Origin of the sequence: [Mycobacterium] fortunisiensis (assembly GCF_019050325.1) — a bacterium.
GTDB lineage: Bacteria > Actinomycetota > Actinomycetes > Mycobacteriales > Mycobacteriaceae > Mycobacterium > Mycobacterium fortunisiensis.
This window is the reverse complement of the sequence record NZ_VOMB01000016.1, coordinates 232,116-248,894: the sequence shown is the minus strand read 5'-3', so window position 1 is coordinate 248,894 and position 16,779 is coordinate 232,116. Positions and strand designations below refer to the sequence as shown.

Here is a 16,779-nt window from a genome sequence, read left to right as displayed (position 1 = left end):
CTGATCAGCACTCCGGCGCCGCAACCATACGGAGACCTGATCGCGCGCTGAGTGAGTCCTGTGATCCGTAGCGTCGACCTCCGTGCGACGACGTTTCGCGGCGACCGTGCTCGCCCTCGGCGCGGTGCTCGCGGTCACACCCGCCGCGAACGCGCAGCCCGGCGTTCAGCCGGCAGGCGCCCAGATTCCCGACGGACCGGCCAAGGCCTGGCTGGTGGCCGACCTGGACACCGGCCAGGTGCTGGCAGCCAAAGACCCCAACGGCTCGTACGCCCCGGCCAGCACCATCAAGCCGCTGCTGGCCATGGTGGTACTCGACCACCTGCGGCCCGACAACTTCGCCAGGGCCAACGAATCCCATACCAAGGTCGAATGCTCGTGCGTAGGCCTCACCCCGGGACAGCCGTACACCACCCGCCAACTGCTCGAAGCGCTGCTGATGGTGTCGGGCAACGACGCGGCCAACATGCTCGCCGACATGCTCGGCGGACAGCGCGCCACAGTGGCGGCGATGACCCGCAAGGCGGCCAGTGTTGGCGCCCGCAACACCCGGGCGGCCTCGCCGTCGGGCCTGGACGGGCCGGGGTGGGAGACCGTGACCACCCCGCATGACCTCGCGGTGATCCTGCGGGCCGCCCTGAAGTATCCGCTGATCGCGCAGATCATGCGCCAACCGTCGGCCCAGTTCCCGGGTAAGACCCTGACCAACCAGAATGAGCTGCTCCAGCGCTACCCCGGTGACATCGCAGGCAAGACCGGCTACACCGATCTGGCCCGCAAGACGTATGTGGGTGCCGCCCAACGCGGCAACCGGCGCATCGTGGTGGTCCAGATGTACGGCACCGGCGATCTCTACAGCCAGGCCATCGACCTGTTCGACTACGGCTTTTCGCACTGACCGGCGGCCCAGAAAAGGTAGGGCACCACCGGGACTCACACCGAAGTAAGGTGACCCTAAATTTTGTGTGGAATGCCCGCGCGATGAGGGGAGCCGATGTGTCCGACCGTGAGTTCTCGTTGCTGGTCGCCTACGGCACCGATATGGGCAACGCCGAGGACGCGGCGATGACGTTCGCCGAGGCCACCACCGCCGCCGGCATTCCGGCCGAGGCCGTCGAACTCAACCAGGTCGAACTCGACCAGCTGAACACCACCACACATTTCATCGTCGTCGTCTCCACCTTCGGCGACGGCGAATTCCCCGACACCGCAACCCTGTTCTGGGAGGCGATCAGCGCCAGCACCGAGCGCCTGGAGCATCTCAGTTTCGCGATCCTGGCCCTGGGCGACACGTCCTACGAATTGTTCTGCAACGCAGGCAAACTCCTCGACGCGCGACTGGAAGAGCTGGGCGCCACCCGCCTCGCCGACCGGGTCGACGTCGACGGCTACTACGAGGACCCGGCGAAGGCCTGGACCACAGACCTCGTCAAGCAACTGACCGCCGCCCAGGCCGGCCCCGCAGCGGCACCCGTAGTCGGCGAGACCGTCGCGGCGGACACCGCGGTGCGCGCCCAGGAACGCAACCGTCCCGTCGCCGCCACCCTCACGGTGAACCGCCTGCTGACCACGACGGACTCCGACAAGGAGGTCCGCCACTACGAACTCGACCTCACCGGCTCCGGAATCGCCTATCAGGCCGGCGATTCGCTGGCCGTGCACGCCACCAACGATCCGGATCTGGTCGCCGCGATCCTGGCCCAACTCAACGTGGGGCCCGACCACCGCGTCGCCGACGCCGACGAGACGCTGGGCGTCCTGCTCAGCGAGCGGCTGGAGATCCGCACCCCGTCCCGCGCCTTGCAGGAATTGGCCGGTCCGGCCGGCTACGGTGAGGATGTCCTCGACCTGATCAAGCGGGCCGGCCTGACGGTCGACGAGGTGGTCGACACGTTGCGCCCGTTGCAGTTCCGCGATTACTCGATCGCGTCCAGCCCCCTGGTGCATCCCGATCACATCCACCTGACCGTGGCCACCGTGCGCTACCCGGCCGGCGACCGTCAGCACGGCGGTGTGGCCTCAACCTATCTGGCCGAGCGGGCCCAGACGGTACAGGTGCACCTGCGCCCCAACCACCACTTCCGGCTGCCGGCCGCCGATGTCCCGATCATCATGATCGGACCGGGTACCGGCATCGCACCGTTCCGGGCCTTCCTGCAGGAACGCGCGGCCGCCGCCGCACCGGGACAGTCCTGGCTGTTCTTCGGAGACCGGCGCCGCGACAACGACTTTCTCTACGGCGACGAGCTGCAGGCGTTCCACGAATCCGGCTCCCTGACCCGGCTCGACCTGGCATTCTCCCGCGACCAAGAGACGAAAGTCTATGTGCAGCACCGCATGCGGGAAAACGCCACCGAGCTGTTCGCCTGGCTACAGGACGGCGCGCACCTCTACGTGTGCGGCGACGCCGACCACATGGCCAAGGACGTCGACGCCGCATTGCACGAGATCATCGCCGAATCCGGCGGCCTGGACGCCGACGCCGCGCACGCCTACGTCAACGACCTGATCAAGACCCACCGCTACCTGCGCGACGTGTACTGAGCAGCCGTTGAGACTGCGGCGACGGCGCTCTCTACTCGCACTTCTGCGCCATCAGCGCAGGCTCAACGCCACACGCGGCCGCGCAAGATGACCAGATCCGGGCGGCTGACACCGCCGTGCCGCGGATCCTCGCGGTAGCAGACCAGATCCGCGGGCGCCCCGTGTTCCAGCGCGGGCCGGCCCAGCCAGGCCCGGGCATCCCAACTCGCCGCACCCAGTGCCGCCGTCGGGCTCATCCCGATACCCTTCAGCGCCTCGACCTCGTCGGCGATGCGGCCGTGGGTGATCATCCCACCGGCGTCGGTGCCCGCGAAGATCGGCACGCCGGCCTCGTAGGCCGCCCCCACCCGGCGGCGGCACGATGCATACAGCTCGCGCATGTGCTTGGCGTACGTCGGATACTTGCCGGCCGCGTCGGCGATGCCCGGGAAGTTGTCGATGTTGATCAGGGTGGGCACCAGCGCCGTGCCGTGCTCAAGCATCAAATCGATGGTGTCGTCGGTGATCCCGGTCCCGTGCTCGATGCAGTCGATGCCGGCGTTGATCAGCCCCGGCAGTGCATCCTCGCCGAACACGTGCGCGGTGACCCGGGCCCCCTCGGCGTGGGCGGCGTCGATCGCCGCCTTGAGGATGTCGTCGGACCACAGCGGCGCCAAATCCCCGACGCCGCGGTCAATCCAGTCCCCGACCAGCTTCACCCAGCCGTCGCCCCACCGAGCCTGTTCAGCGATCACCGCGGGAAGTTGCGACTCATCCTCGACATCGATCGGCAAACCGGGTGAATAGCGCTTCGGCCGTGCGATGTGGCGCCCGGCCCGGATGATGCGGGGCAGGTCCTCGCGGTCGTCGAAGCTGCGGGTGTCCACCGGCGAGCCGGCGTCGCGCAGCAACAGCGCACCGGCATCGCGCTCGATCTCGGCCTGGCTGACCGCCTCGTCCAGCTCGACCGCCCCGTGCGGCCCGAGGCCCACGTGGCAGTGCGCGTCGACCAGACCCGGAATGATCCAGCCACCGTCGAACACGGTGTCGGCGTCGGCGATCGGCTCTGCCGAGAGCACGCCGCGGTCGATCCACCATTCGACGGTCTCGCCGTCGGGTAGGCCACGTCCGCGGAGGTGGAGCACGGCGTTAATTCTGGCCGGGGAACTTCAGCTTCGACAAGTCGAAATCGGCCAAGCCCGGCGGTAATTCGTCCAGCCCCTTGGGCATGTTGGACAGATCGGGGAAGCCGGCCGGCATGCCGGCGCCCAACGGGTTCTTCGGCGGGGTCGGTCCCTTCCCGGACTGACGGCCCTTCTTCTTTCCGGCCTGCTTGTTCTTGCCCTTGGCAGCCTTGCGCGGAGAGTTCTTGCGGCCGAACGGCATGCCCATCTGGCCGGCCATCGACGACATCATCTTGCGGGCGTCGAAGAACCGGTCCACGAGCTGGTTCACCTCCGACACGGTCACACCGGAGCCGTTGGCGATCCGGAGCCTCCGCGAGGCGTTGATGATCTTGGGATCGGCCCGCTCGGCCGGGGTCATACCGCGGATGATGGCCTGCACCCGGTCGAGCTGCTTGTCGTCGACCGCGGCCAGCGCGTCCTTCATCTGGCCGGCCCCGGGCAGCATGCCCAGCAGGTTTCCGATCGGGCCCATCTTGCGGATGGCCAGCATCTGCTCGAGGAAGTCCTCCAGCGTCAGCTCGCCGGAGCCGATCTTGGCGGCGGCCTCCTCGGCCTTCTGCTGATCGAACACCTGCTCGGCCTGCTCGATCAGGGTGAGCACGTCGCCCATCCCCAGGATGCGGCTGGCCATCCGGTCGGGGTGGAAGACGTCGAAGTCTTCGAGCTTCTCGCCCGCCGACGCGAACAGGATCGGCACGCCGGTGATCTCGCGCACCGACAGCGCGGCGCCACCGCGGGCATCGCCGTCGAGTTTGGTCAGCACGACGCCGGTGAAGCCGACGCCCTCGCGGAACGCCTCGGCAGTGGCGACGGCGTCCTGACCGATCATCGCGTCGAGCACGAACAGGGTCTCGTCGGGCTGCACGGCGTCACGGATGGCCGCGGCCTGCCCCATCAGCTCCTCATCGATGCCCAGCCGGCCCGCGGTGTCGACGATGACGACGTCGTAGTGCTTGGCCCGCGCCTCGGCCATACCGGCTGAGGCGACCGCCACCGGATCGCCGTGGCCGCCGATCTCCAACCCGTCGGGTGATGTACCGGGATGCGGGGCGAAGGAGGCCACGCCGGCGCGCTCGGCGACGATCTGCAGCTGGTTGACCGCGCCGGGCCGCTGCAGATCGCAGGCCACCAGCAACGGGTTGTGGCCCAGCCCCTTGAGCCACTTCGCCAGCTTGCCGGCCAGCGTGGTCTTACCGGCACCCTGCAAGCCGGCCAGCATGATCACCGTCGGCGGATTCTTGGCGAAGTTCAGTTGGCGCGTCTCGCCACCGAGGATGCCGATCAGCTCCTCGTTGACGATCTTGACCACCTGCTGCGCGGGATTCAGCGCGGCCGAGACCTCGGCGCCCTTGGCGCGATCCTTGATCCGCGCCACGAAGGCGCGCACCACCGGCAGCGAGACGTCGGCCTCCAGCAGGGCCAACCGGATCTCACGCGCCGTGGCGTCGATATCGGCGTCGGTCAACCGCCCCTTGCCGCGCAGGCCCTGCAGGGCTCCGGTCAACCGGTCAGACAGGCTCTCAAACACGTGGTAAGCCTAGCGGGGCGGAAACTATGCCGTGGTTGCGCGCCCATCCGTCTGTTCCGCCGGTTTCTGCGGTTTCGCCGCGGGCGGTGTCGGCAACACGGCGTAGAGGTCACGCACCAGGTCGTCGCGCACCGTGGTCTCGCCCGAGGCCAGCGCCGGTGCGGTGATGCAGAACACGTCGATCACCGACGATCCCAGCGTGGTCACCTTGGCCCACTCGACGTCGACGCCGTCGCGCTCGAACACCGCGGTCAACTGGGACAGCAGGCCGGGACGGTCGATCGTGCGGATCTGCACGACCAACTCGGTCGGCGCACTGCCGGGCGACCACAGCACCCGCGGCGGGGCAGGCACGTGGTTCGCCGGGACCGCGGCCAGGATTTCGCCGGCACGGGTGCTCGGATACCGGGCCGCCTCCCGGTCCCGTCGTTCCAGCGCATCGATCACGTCCAGCTGACCGTCGAGCGCCAAGATGAACTGCTGCCGCAACAGCTCGGCGGCCGGGGGCGCACCGAAGTGCGGGGACACCACGAAAGTGTTGATCGCCGCACCTTCATGACTGTTGACCGACGCCGAATGCACCCGCAGCGCGTTCAAGGCCAGCACGCCGGCCGCCTTGGACAGCAGACCGCGCCGGTCCCCGGCGATCATCGTGACGTGGTAGATGTGCGGGCTGTCACCTGCGGTGAGCTCGACGTGGACGCCCACTTGCGTCGCCATCGCCAGAAATCGCGGGTCGACGGGATCGGGCCGGGGCAGCTGTTCGCCGGCCATCACCAGCCGGCAGCGCCGCACCAGGTCCCCGATCAGCGACGCCTTCCAGTCACCCCACACCCCGGGACCGGTGGCCAGCGAATCGGCCTCGGCCAGCACATCGAGCAGCTCCAGCAGCACCATGTCGCCGCCCAGCGCGTCGACGACCGACTCGATGGTCTTGGGGTCCTGCAGATCTCGCCGCGTGGCGGTGTTGGGCAGCAGCAGGTGGTGGCGCACCACCTTGGACAGCAGTTCGATGTCGGACGGCCACAGCCCCAGCCGGGTGCCGATCTGGGTGGCCAACTCCGCACCGATCACGCTGTGGTCGCCGCCGCGGCCCTTACCGATGTCGTGACACAGCGCACCGAGCAGCAGCAGATCCGGGCGGGCCACCCGGGTGGTGAAAGCACTTGCCCGCGAGACAGTTTCGACGAGGTGACGGTCAACCGTCCAGATGTGCACCACATCCCGCGGCGGCAGGTCGCGCACCGCCCCCCACTCCGGGAACAACCGCCCCCACAGCCCGGTCCGGTCCAGCGCCTCGATGGTGGCCACCGCGGCGGGTCCCGACGCCAGGAGCACCAGCAGGTCCTTGAGCGCCTGGCGCGGCCAGGGGGTGCGCAGTTCCGGGGCGGTTTCGGCCAGCCGGCTCAAGGTGGACACCGCCATCGGCAGCCCGGTACTGGCCGACGCCGCGGCCACCCGCAGGACCAGACCGGGATCGCGCTCCGGCCGGGCATCGCGGGCCAGGATCACCTCTCCGGCGTATTCGATCACCCCTTCGTCCAGCGGGCGACGTACCGGGCGGCGCAGTGCCGCAAAACCCCGGCGGGGCAAGGCATTGGCGGCCGTGCGAATGCCGGAGTCGACATAGAAGCTGACGGTGCGGGCCGCGTCCGAGAGCATGCGGGCCAGGTCGAAGCGGTCCCCGATCCGCAGGGCCGCCCCGATGTCGTCGGCATGCTGGGCCAACAACAGCTCACGGCCTCGTCCCGACGCCCGGTGAAGTTCGGTACGCACGTTCAGCAGCGCCAGGTGGGCGCCGCCCAACGTCCCGGTCGGCGAGGCCAGGGCGCGACTCGGATACACATCGGCCAGTTGCGCTATCGCTAGCGCGTTGAGCAGCTGAACGTCGCGCAGGCCGCCGCGGCCCGACTTGAGATCCGGTTCGGCGCGGTGGGCGATCTGCCCGCTGCGCTGCCACCGCGCCTGCGCGTGCTCGACGAGTTCGTCGAAGCGCGAGGCGATTCCGATCCGCCACTGCCTGCGTGCCCCGCCCACCAGCAGCGCCGACAGGTCGGCATCACCGGCGATGTGTCGCGCATCCAGCATGGCCAGGCCGACCGAGATGTCCTCACTGGCCACCTTGAGCGCCTGCGGCACGGTGCGCACACTGTGGTCGATACGAATGTTGGCGTCCCACAAGGGATACCAGAGCTTCTCGGCCACCTCTGAAACCAGCTCCACCGGCATGTTGTCGTGCAACAGCATGAGATCGAGGTCCGAGTACGGCAACATCTCGCCACGGCCGAGCCCACCGGTGGCCACGATGGAAAAGCCACTGGTCGGCGTGATGCCGATCTCGGTGGCCTTGGTGGCGAGCCAGAACTCGTGCAGATCCAGCAGGGCATCGCGCAAGGGAGCCGAATCCAGCGGGTGCGATCCCCCGTCGAGCAACTGCCGGGTGGCCGCGGCGAGATCGTCGGCCGGTCGCGGTGAGCCGACCGGAGCCTCCGCGCGGGAGGCTCCGGTGCTCGTCTCCGGCTCCACCCGCAGTCCGTTGCGCGTGGATTCTGGTTTCTGCTCTGTCATTTGGACTCCTCCCCCGGCCAACTGGTCACCAACGCCACACTGCTCCCGGCCGGAGACGACATCCCGTCTGACGAATCCGGCTACAGGGCGTCGGCGCCCCGCTCGCCGGTGCGAACGCGGACCACAGTGTCCACCGGGCTGACCCACACCTTCCCGTCACCGATCTTGCCGGTGCGGGCAGCCTGCACGATGACGTCCACGACCTTGTCGACCGCAGAGTCGTCCACCACGACCTCGACCCGAACCTTGGGCACGAAGTCCACCGAGTACTCGGCTCCGCGATAGACCTCGGTGTGGCCCTTCTGCCGGCCGTAGCCCTGCACCTCGCTGACGGTCATTCCCAGAATGCCCGTCTGCTCCAGGCCGGTCTTGACATCCTCCAGCGTGAACGGCTTGACGATCGCAGTAATCAGCTTCATAAATTCCATCCCTTCCAGGACAATTGTTCACGATCAGGCGAGCTCGTAAGCCGTTTCCGCATGCTCGGTCTCATCGATACCGGTGGCCTCATCCTCTTCCGTGACACGCCAGCCCAGCGGTTTGAGGGCCAAGGCAATGATCGCAGTCATGACTGCGGTGAACAGAGTTGCCACGACGGCGATGACGACCTGAACGACCAACTGCCTGATGCCGCCGCCGTAGAACAGGCCGGTTTCGGTGGCGAAGAAGCCGATGGCGATGGTGCCCCACAAGCCCGCGACGAGGTGCACACCCACCACATCGAGCGAATCGTCGTAACCGAACTTGTATTTCAGGCCGATCGCCAGGGCCGACAGCGCGCCGGCGATCGCGCCCAGGATCAGCGAGCCGATCGGGCTCAGCGCCCCGCACGCCGGTGTGATGGCCACCAGGCCGGCCACGATTCCGGAGGCCGCACCCACGCTGGTGGGATGCCCGTCGCGAAGACGCTCGACCACGAGCCAGCCGAGCATCGCCGCGGCGGTGGCGGCGGTGGTGTTGATCCACACCAGACCGGCGGTGGCATCGGCGGCACCCTCGGAGCCGACGTTGAAACCGAACCAGCCGAACCACAGCAGCGCGGCACCGAGCATCACCCAGGGGATGTTGTGCGGCCGGAAGGCCATCTTGCCGAAGCCACGACGCCGTCCCACCAGGATCGCCAACACCAGGGCGGCCATACCTGCGTTGATGTGCACGACGGTGCCACCGGCGAAGTCGATGGGCGCCACGGTGGCCGCGGCCACGCCGTCGTCACCCTCGGTGGTCCCGAACAGCCAGGACGCCAGCCCGTGCTCATTGCCCGACAGCAGACCGCCGCCCCAAACCATGTGCGCCAGAGGGAAATACACCAGGGTGGCCCAGATCCCAGCGAACGCCAGCCAGGTTCCGAACTTGACCCGCTCGGCCAGCGCGCCGCTGATCAGCGCCACGGTGAGCACCGCGAATGTCAGCTGAAACGCCACCCACACGATCGCCGGGACCGACCCGAACCCACCGATGACGTGCAATTCCTGCCCGCCGATCTCGCGCGTCTCGAGCAATTGGGACAGACCGAACAGGGCGAACGGGTTGTCGAAGATGCCGGCGACGTCCGATCCACCGGTGTGCGCCGAGGCGAACGACATCGAGTAGCCCCACAACACGTAGATGACACTGACGACGCCCAGGGCTGAAAAGGACATCATCATCATGTTGAGCACGGACTTCTGCCGGGAGAGGCCGCCGTAGAAGAACGCCAGGGCCGGCGTCATCAACAACACCAGCGCGGCGCTCACGAGCACCCACGCCGTATCGCCGCTGTCGAATGCGGCGAACGATTCGTCAGGTAGGGCTAAGACCACTTTGTGTGAACCTCCTTGGGAAGAGCGCCGAGGAATCGGCCTCCCGATGAGGTTCGTTCGCGGGCGTTTCATCGGTGATGCGCTCGCGTTTCGTCAACGTGAACGCAATCCGGGACCCCGTTACACTCATGTTTCCCGAAGCTCACCAGCCCCGACGGGGCGGTGTCAGCCCAACAAGGCGTCGACGAACGCAGCGGGTTCGAACGGTGCGAGATCGTCCGGCCCCTCGCCGAGACCGACGAGTTTCACCGGGACACCAAGTTCCTGCTGAACCCGGAACACGATGCCGCCCTTGGCCGTGCCGTCGAGTTTGGTCAGCGCCACCCCGGTGATGTCCACGACCTCGGCGAACACCTTGGCCTGCGGCAGGCTGTTCTGACCGATCGTGGCGTCGAGCACCAGTAGTACCTCGTCGACCGCGGCCCGCTTCTCCACCACCCGCTTGACCTTGCCGAGTTCGTCCATCAGTCCGGTCTTGGTGTGCAACCGGCCGGCGGTGTCGATCACCACCACGTCGGCCCCGGTCTTGATCCCTTCGTCGACCGCATCGAAGGCAACCGACGCCGGATCGGCGCCCTCGGGGCCGCGCACCACGTCGGCCCCCACCCGCGAGCCCCAGGTCTGCAGCTGGTCGGCCGCCGCGGCGCGGAAGGTGTCGGCTGCTCCGAGGACCACCCGGCGGCCGTCGGCGACCAGGACCCGGGCAAGTTTGCCGACCGTGGTGGTCTTGCCGGTGCCGTTGACGCCGACCACGAGAAGGACCGACGGCTTGTCGGCGTGTGGCAGGGCTTTGATCGACCGGTCCAGCTCAGGCCGCAGCTCCGACATCAGCACCTCGCGCAGCACGGCCCGTGCCTCGGCCTCGTTGCGGACCCCCTTGCTGGCCATCCGCTCTCGCAACGCGGCGACGACGGACTGCGTCACCACCGGACCGAGATCGGCGATCAGCAGCGTGTCCTCGATCTCCTCCCAGGAGTCCTCGTCGAGGTCACCGCCGCCGAGCAGGCCGAGCATGCTGCGGCCCAACGCATTCTGGGATTTGGCCAGCCGGCCGCGCAACCGGTCCATCCGGCCCTCGGCCGGCGCGATCTCCTCGACCGCAGCGGCCACCGCATCCACCGGTTCGCGCTCGGCGACGGCCCCAGGGGATTCGTCAGCGACCTCGGGGGCCGGAGGCGCTTCGGGCACTTCGGGTGCGGCGGGCGTTTCGGGTGCGACGGTGGGTTCCGGTGCCGGCTCCGGCAACTGAACGTCGGAGATGGTCCGCTTGGGCGCGTCTCGGGGAATGGTGGCGTCATCGCCCACCGCGGGCAGGCCACTGGTGTCGATGCGCTCGGCGGTCGGTGCCGCCGTTTGGCTGAACGTGATGCCCGAGGACGCGGTGTAGCCCCCGGAGCGGTCGATCGACTTTGTCGCCTCACCCTCCGACAGGCTGATTCGCCGCCGCCGGTAGCGCACCAAACCCACGGTCAGCGCCACGACGACGAGAACGGCGACCACCGCGATGGCGATCCACAGACCCAACAACGCACCTTCTGTCACCCGGCCATTGTCTCAGGGGACATGTCCGGCACCGACCGGCCCCGCTGACCCGTCGTCGCACCGCGATCGGGTGAGCCGGACGATGCGCATACCGGTCACCCGAAATCTCGACGGAACCCATTGCCCCAAACTTTGGTACATGCATGTACCACAGCGGTATATTGCTGCCACGACACCTCGGGGAAGAGATTTTTTTGTACAGGCCGTAAATTTAGTTTGCGGCTTAGCTGAGCTCGCCCGACGGTCACCGCAGATATGCATTATTATCTGCGTCTTTCTTTTTTATTACCCCACTTTTACGAATTCGCTGACAGGCACCCAGAGTCGGGATGACGATCCACCTGGGTCGGGAATGACTTCAGCCTTTCGGCGGCGTGCAGTCCTTCCCTCGGGAATTGCCGTGAAAGAAGGGATGGGGAATGCGCATTCGTGTGCTTCGGGGAATTGCGCTGACGGTGGTAGCGCTGATCGGTACCGCCGGCCTGGTGGTCTCGGCGAGCCTGACCACGCTGGTCCAACTGACGGCCACCGCGCTGATCATGGGCGGAACCGGGATGAAAGCGCTCGGAGACCCGCATCAGTGGGGCACCGGAACGTATCTGGAACAGGTGAACCGCACCTATCTGTCGGGCCGCCACCTGGGCGCCGGGGACTTGAAGTGGGTGCCGACGCCCGAGCAGTTCTGGCCTGCCACCGGCCTGGCCGACATCAGTTTCGACACCTCCGTCGCGCGCGGTGTCCTGAGCCTCAACAACGCGATCCTGACGACACCCGGAGAAAAGGTGATCGTCGGCTACTCGCAGAGCGCCAACATCGCCACCCGCGAAAAGCGCAATCTGGCCGAACTTCGCGCCCAGGGGGCCGTCGTCCCGTCCGGTGACGAGCTGTCGTTCGTATTCGTCGCCAACCCCAACCGACCCAACGGTGGGATTCTGGCCAGATTCGAGGGCGTCTACATTCCGCTCCTCGGAATCAGTTTCGACGCCGCCACCCCGGACGACATCTACCGCACGATCGACGTGGCCCGCGAGTACGACCTGATCGCGGACTTCCCGAAATATCCACTCAATCTGCTGGCCGATCTCAACGCCCTGGCCGGCTACATCTACCTGCACCCGAATTACGGATCGTCGGTCATCGACCTGAACGACCCCGCCACCTACCAGTCCCACACCGCGGGCAACACCACCTACTACCTGGTGCACACCGAACACCTGCCGCTGCTGCAACCATTGCGGGACATCGGGTTTCCCACACCGGTGCTGGACCTGGTCGAGCCGACGCTACGGGTGCTGATCGATCTGGCCTACGACCGCACCCCGGAGCACATGGGAATCCCGACCCGGGCCGGGCTGATCCCCGACATCGACGCGGACCAGCTCAGGTCGGACCTGAGCGCCGCGGCGAAACAGGGCCTGCATCAAGCGCTCGCCGACCTGGGCGTCGAAACCACCACGCCACACCGAGACGACGACGCTGCACCGCCGACTGCGCCGTCGGCCCCCGAGCCGGCAGCCGGCCCGACCGTGGCACCGGAGCGGTCACAGCCGGCCCGCGCCCGGTTGCGCGGGTTCGACAGGCGCCCCGCGACATCCCACACCGCGACATCCCACACCGCGGCGAGCGCCACCACCGCCGAGCGGGCCGAGGAACCACCGCGGTCCCCGCTGCAGCAGAAGCGGCGATCCGACGGTGCCCCACGCGCCGCGACAGCCACCCGCGCCGATCTGGCCCACCGGGTGCACCGCAGCGAAGCGACCGCTTCCCCCGGCGCCGCCGCCACCCACCGTGACTCGAAACGCACTGCTGCACAAGGGAGGCCACAACAGCATCAGCGCACCGGCCAGTCCGACGGTCGACAAGGGCACACATCCGGCACGCGTGCGGGGTGAGCAGCGGATCCACGGGGGAATCCGTCGCTCACCCCGCACGCCGGCCACACCGGCCGATATTCGAATGGCCCGCTTCCCCGGGCCTGACTAGGGATCCCCCTCGATCTATCAAACAGGCTCGCAGCCAACGGCTTTCAGCTGGCGCTCGGCGCAAGTTCCTGCCCGCGCATCCGCTGCGAGATCACGGTGGTGATCCCGTCGCCGCGCATGGTCACACCGTAGAGCGCGTCAGCGACCTCCATGGTCGGCTTCTGGTGAGTGATCACAATCAGCTGGGAGCGCTCCCTCAGCTGCTCGAACAGACTGATCAGCCGGCGCAGGTTCACATCGTCGAGAGCGGCCTCGACCTCGTCCATCACGTAGAACGGGGACGGCCGGGCCCGGAAGATCGCCACCAGCATGGCCACCGCGGTCAACGACTTCTCGCCGCCGGACAACAGCGACAGGCGCTTGATCTTCTTGCCCGGTGGCCTGGCCTCGACCTCGATTCCGGTGGTCAGCATGTCCGCCGGGTTGGTCAGCAGCAGACGGCCCTCGCCGCCGGGGAACAGCGTCGAGAACACCTGCTCGAACTCGCGCTCCACATCGACATACGCCTCGGTGAACACCTGCAGGATCCGCGTATCCACATCGGCGATGACATCGAGGAGGTCGCCGCGGGCGGCCTTGACGTCCTCGAGTTGGGTGGACAGGAAGTTGTACCGCTCCTCCAGCGCGGCAAACTCCTCCAGGGCAAGCGGATTCACCCGCCCCAACTCCGAGAGTTCGCGTTCGGCCTTCTTGGCCCGGCGCTCCTGGGTCGGCCGGTCGAACGGCATCGGCGCCGGTGCCATGACCTGTTCGCCCCGCTCCCGGGCCTGCTCGTACTCGGCCATCTCCAGCTCACTCGGCGGCAGGGCCACCTGGGGCCCGTACTCGGCAATCAGGTCGGCCGCAGGCATCCCGAATTGTTCGAGCACCTGCGCCTCGAGCTGCTCGATCCGCAGTGACGCTTGCGCTTTGGCCATTTCGTCGCGGTGCAGCGCGTCGGTGAGCGCGGTGATCTTCGCGTTGAGTTCGGCGACCTCCTCGCGGGCCTGCGACAGCGAGGTGCCGCGCACCTGACGTTCGGTGGCCAGCTCGTCGCGCATCCGGGAGGCCACCGCGACCACGGCACTCAACCGTTGTGCCACCACGCGACCCATCTCCGACACCGCCGCGGCCACCCTGGCCGCGTGCTCGCGCGCCTCCCGCGCCCGCTGGGCGCGCACCCGGGCCTCCCGTTCCGCCGCGGCCGCCCGACGCAGCGAATCAGCCCGTCCGCGTACCGCATTCGCGCGTTCCTCGGCGGTGCGTACCGCCAGCCGCGCCTCCACTTCGACCGAGCGGGCCGCCTCGGCGGCGGCGACGGAGGCCTGCCGGTCCACCGGCTCGGCCTCGAACATCGGCAGCTGCTCGGCGTTGTGCAGCCGCGTCTCGAGTTCGGTGAGTTCCTCGACCGTCTTGGTGCGTCCGGCCTCGAGCTCGTCGCGCTGCCGGATCAGCCGCTGCCACTCGTCACCGGCGGCGCGGGCTTCCTGCCCCAGCCGCCCCAGTTGCTCGTAGATCGCCGAGATGGCCGCATCGGATTCGTTGAGCGCGGCCATCGCCTCTTCGGCCGACTCCTGGCGGGCCGTCTGCTCGGCCAGCGCCCCCGACAATGCGGCGGCCAACTCGCCGGTCTGCCGCTCGACGATCTCCAGTTCGCTTCGGGCCTTGTCGATCTCGGAACTGATCTCCAGTGTGGAGGGTTTGCGATCAGATCCGCCGCTGATCCAACCGGCACCGACAAGGTCACCGTCGGCGGTCACGGCACGCAGATCCGGCCGAGCCGAGACCAGTTGCAGTCCAGCGCGCAGGTCGCTCACCACCGCCACCCCGGCCAGCATCGCGGTGATCGCACCGTGCAACCGATCGGGAACCGAGACCACGTCGTTGGCCCAGATCGCGCCATCGGGAAGCGCACCCGAGGGTGCCGAGCCGTTCGTCTTCCAGTCCCCGAGCAGCAATGCCGCGCGGCCGCCATCGGATTCCTTCAGCGCAGCCACCGCGGCGGCAGCCACCCCGAAGTCCTCGGCCGCCAACGCGTCGGCTGCTGCGCCGAGGACGGTGGCCACCGCCACCTCATGGCCGGGACGCACTTTCAGATAGTCCCCGATAGTGCCGAAAAGTCCTGTGCCACTGTGGTTTTTCTGCAGCCAGGCAGCACCGTCGCGGCGGTCCAAACTGACCGACAGGGCCTCGATCCGGGCCCGCAGCGAGGCCACCTGACGTTCGGCGGCCCGCTCTGCGGTCTGCAGTTCCGCCACCCGCTCGTCGGCGAGCTTCAACGCGTTCACCGAGCGGTCGTGTTGTTCGTCCAGGCCCACCTCTCCGGCGTCGAGTTCACCGACCCGGCTCTGCACGGTCTCGAATTCGGCTTGAGTCTGTTGGGCTTTGGCGGCAGCTTCCTCGATGCTGACCGACAGCCGCATGACGCCCTCGTCGTTCGACTCGACCCGGGTGCGCATCGTGTCGACCTGTCCGGCCAGCCGGGCCAGCCCCTCGCGCCGGTCGGCCTCGGCCCGGGCGGCGGCCATGTGCGCCCGCTCGGCCTCGGCGGCATGCTGCTCGCGCTCGGCCAGCTCGGCCCGGGCGCTCTCCAGGACGATGCGAGACTCCTCCAGCTCGCCGAGCAGCTCCATCTCGAGCTCGGCGACCTCGTCGGCCTCGGCTTCCAGCGCCTCGGGGTCACGGTCGCTCGTCGTCTCCGGCTCGGCTTCCAACAACTGGGCCCGGTCGGTGGCGATACGCACGGTGGCGCTGACCCGTTCGGCCAGCGCCGAGGCCCGAAACCAGGTCTGCTGGGCAGCCTCGGCGCGGCGGGTCAGTTCGGCAACCGCGGCTTCGTGCGCCTGCAGTTCGACGGTCGCCGATTCCAACCGCACGGTCGCCTCGTCGTGCTCACGGCGCATCGTGGTCTCGGCCTGATTGGTGTTGTGAAACTCCACCTGTCGTCGCACCAGGTCGTCGGCGGCCAGCCGGAGCCGGGCGTCACGCAGGTCGGCCTGGATCGTCGCGGCGCGGCGCGCCATCTCGGCCTGCCGGCCCAGCGGTTTGAGCTGTCTCCGAAGCTCTGTGGTGAGGTCCGTCAATCGGGCCAGGTTCGCCGCCATCGACTCGAGCTTGCGGACCGCTTTTTCCTTGCGCTTGCGGTGCTTGAGCACCCCGGCCGCCTCTTCGATGAAGGCGCGACGGTCCTCGGGACGCGACTCCAGGATCTCGGCAAGCTTGCCCTGGCCGACGATGACGTGCATTTCCCGGCCGATGCCGGAGTCGCTCAGCAGCTCCTGTACGTCCATCAACCGGCAACTGCTGCCGTTGATCTCGTATTCGCCGGCGCCGTCGCGGAACACCCGACGGGTGATCGACACCTCGGAGTACTCGATCGGCAGCGCGTTGTCGGAGTTGTCGATGGTCAGTGTCACCTCGGCGCGGCCCAGCGGCGCCCGCGAGGACGTGCCGGCGAAGATGACGTCCTCCATCTTGCCGCCGCGCAGGGTCTTGGCGCCCTGCTCCCCCATCACCCAGGTCAAGGCGTCGACGACGTTGGACTTACCCGATCCGTTCGGGCCGACGACACAGGTGATGCCGGGCTCGAACCGCAGAGTCGTCGGCGAGGCGAAGGACTTGAAGCCCTTCAACGTCAGACTCTTGAGGTGCACGGCGACTTACCCTAC

At 68.1% G+C, this 16,779-nt stretch carries 10 protein-coding genes; 3 read left to right on the top strand and 7 right to left on the bottom strand.

Going from position 1 to position 16,779, the window contains the following annotated elements:
* Positions 1–82: 82 nt before the first annotated feature.
* Positions 83–898: a D-alanyl-D-alanine carboxypeptidase family protein gene (locus tag FR943_RS11450; protein ID WP_217157034.1), complete on the top strand. Its 816-nt coding sequence runs from the start codon at positions 83–85 to the stop codon at positions 896–898.
* A gap of 83 nt (positions 899–981) precedes the next feature.
* Complete coding sequence (locus FR943_RS11445; RefSeq protein ID WP_217157032.1) at positions 982–2,544, top strand: diflavin oxidoreductase; 1,563 nt, start codon at positions 982–984, stop codon at positions 2,542–2,544.
* 62 nt (positions 2,545–2,606) lie between these two features.
* On the opposite strand, the gene FR943_RS11440 is transcribed toward FR943_RS11445, so the two are convergent.
* The 6 genes from FR943_RS11440 to ftsY form a co-directional block, all read right to left on the bottom strand.
* Complete coding sequence (locus tag FR943_RS11440; protein WP_217158167.1) at positions 2,607–3,677, bottom strand: metal-dependent hydrolase family protein; 1,071 nt, start codon at positions 3,675–3,677, stop codon at positions 2,607–2,609.
* The gene (ffh, locus tag FR943_RS11435; protein WP_217157030.1) at positions 3,673–5,238 is read right to left on the bottom strand and encodes a signal recognition particle protein; all 1,566 of its coding nucleotides are present in this window, start codon (positions 5,236–5,238) and stop codon (positions 3,673–3,675) included. The genes FR943_RS11440 and ffh overlap by 5 nt, the downstream gene beginning before the upstream one ends.
* 24 nt (positions 5,239–5,262) lie before the next feature.
* A complete protein-coding gene (locus FR943_RS11430; RefSeq protein ID WP_217157028.1) occupies positions 5,263–7,806 on the bottom strand; it encodes a [protein-PII] uridylyltransferase in 2,544 nt (847 codons plus the stop codon).
* Positions 7,807–7,886: 80 nt separating this feature from the next.
* Entirely contained in the window at positions 7,887–8,225 is a 339-nt protein-coding gene (locus tag FR943_RS11425) for a P-II family nitrogen regulator (RefSeq protein WP_003881099.1), read from the bottom strand.
* A gap of 33 nt (positions 8,226–8,258) precedes the next feature.
* Positions 8,259–9,608 carry an ammonium transporter gene (locus tag FR943_RS11420; RefSeq protein WP_217157026.1) on the bottom strand — a complete coding sequence of 450 codons (1,350 nt, stop codon included), beginning with the start codon at positions 9,606–9,608 and terminating at the stop codon, positions 8,259–8,261.
* Positions 9,609–9,773: 165 nt separating this feature from the next.
* Positions 9,774–11,150, bottom strand: a complete 1,377-nt coding sequence (gene ftsY / locus FR943_RS11415; RefSeq protein WP_308170527.1) for a signal recognition particle-docking protein FtsY — start codon at positions 11,148–11,150, stop codon at positions 9,774–9,776.
* A gap of 419 nt (positions 11,151–11,569) precedes the next feature.
* On the opposite strand from ftsY, the gene FR943_RS11410 reads away from it, so the two are divergent.
* Positions 11,570–13,042, top strand: coding sequence for a PE-PPE domain-containing protein (locus tag FR943_RS11410; protein WP_217157024.1), 1,473 nt, complete (start codon positions 11,570–11,572; stop codon positions 13,040–13,042).
* Positions 13,043–13,176: 134 nt separating this feature from the next.
* Here FR943_RS11410 and smc read toward each other — a convergent pair whose 3' ends face one another.
* Entirely contained in the window at positions 13,177–16,764 is a 3,588-nt protein-coding gene (smc, locus tag FR943_RS11405; RefSeq protein WP_217157022.1) for a chromosome segregation protein SMC, read from the bottom strand.
* Positions 16,765–16,779 lie beyond the last annotated feature (15 nt).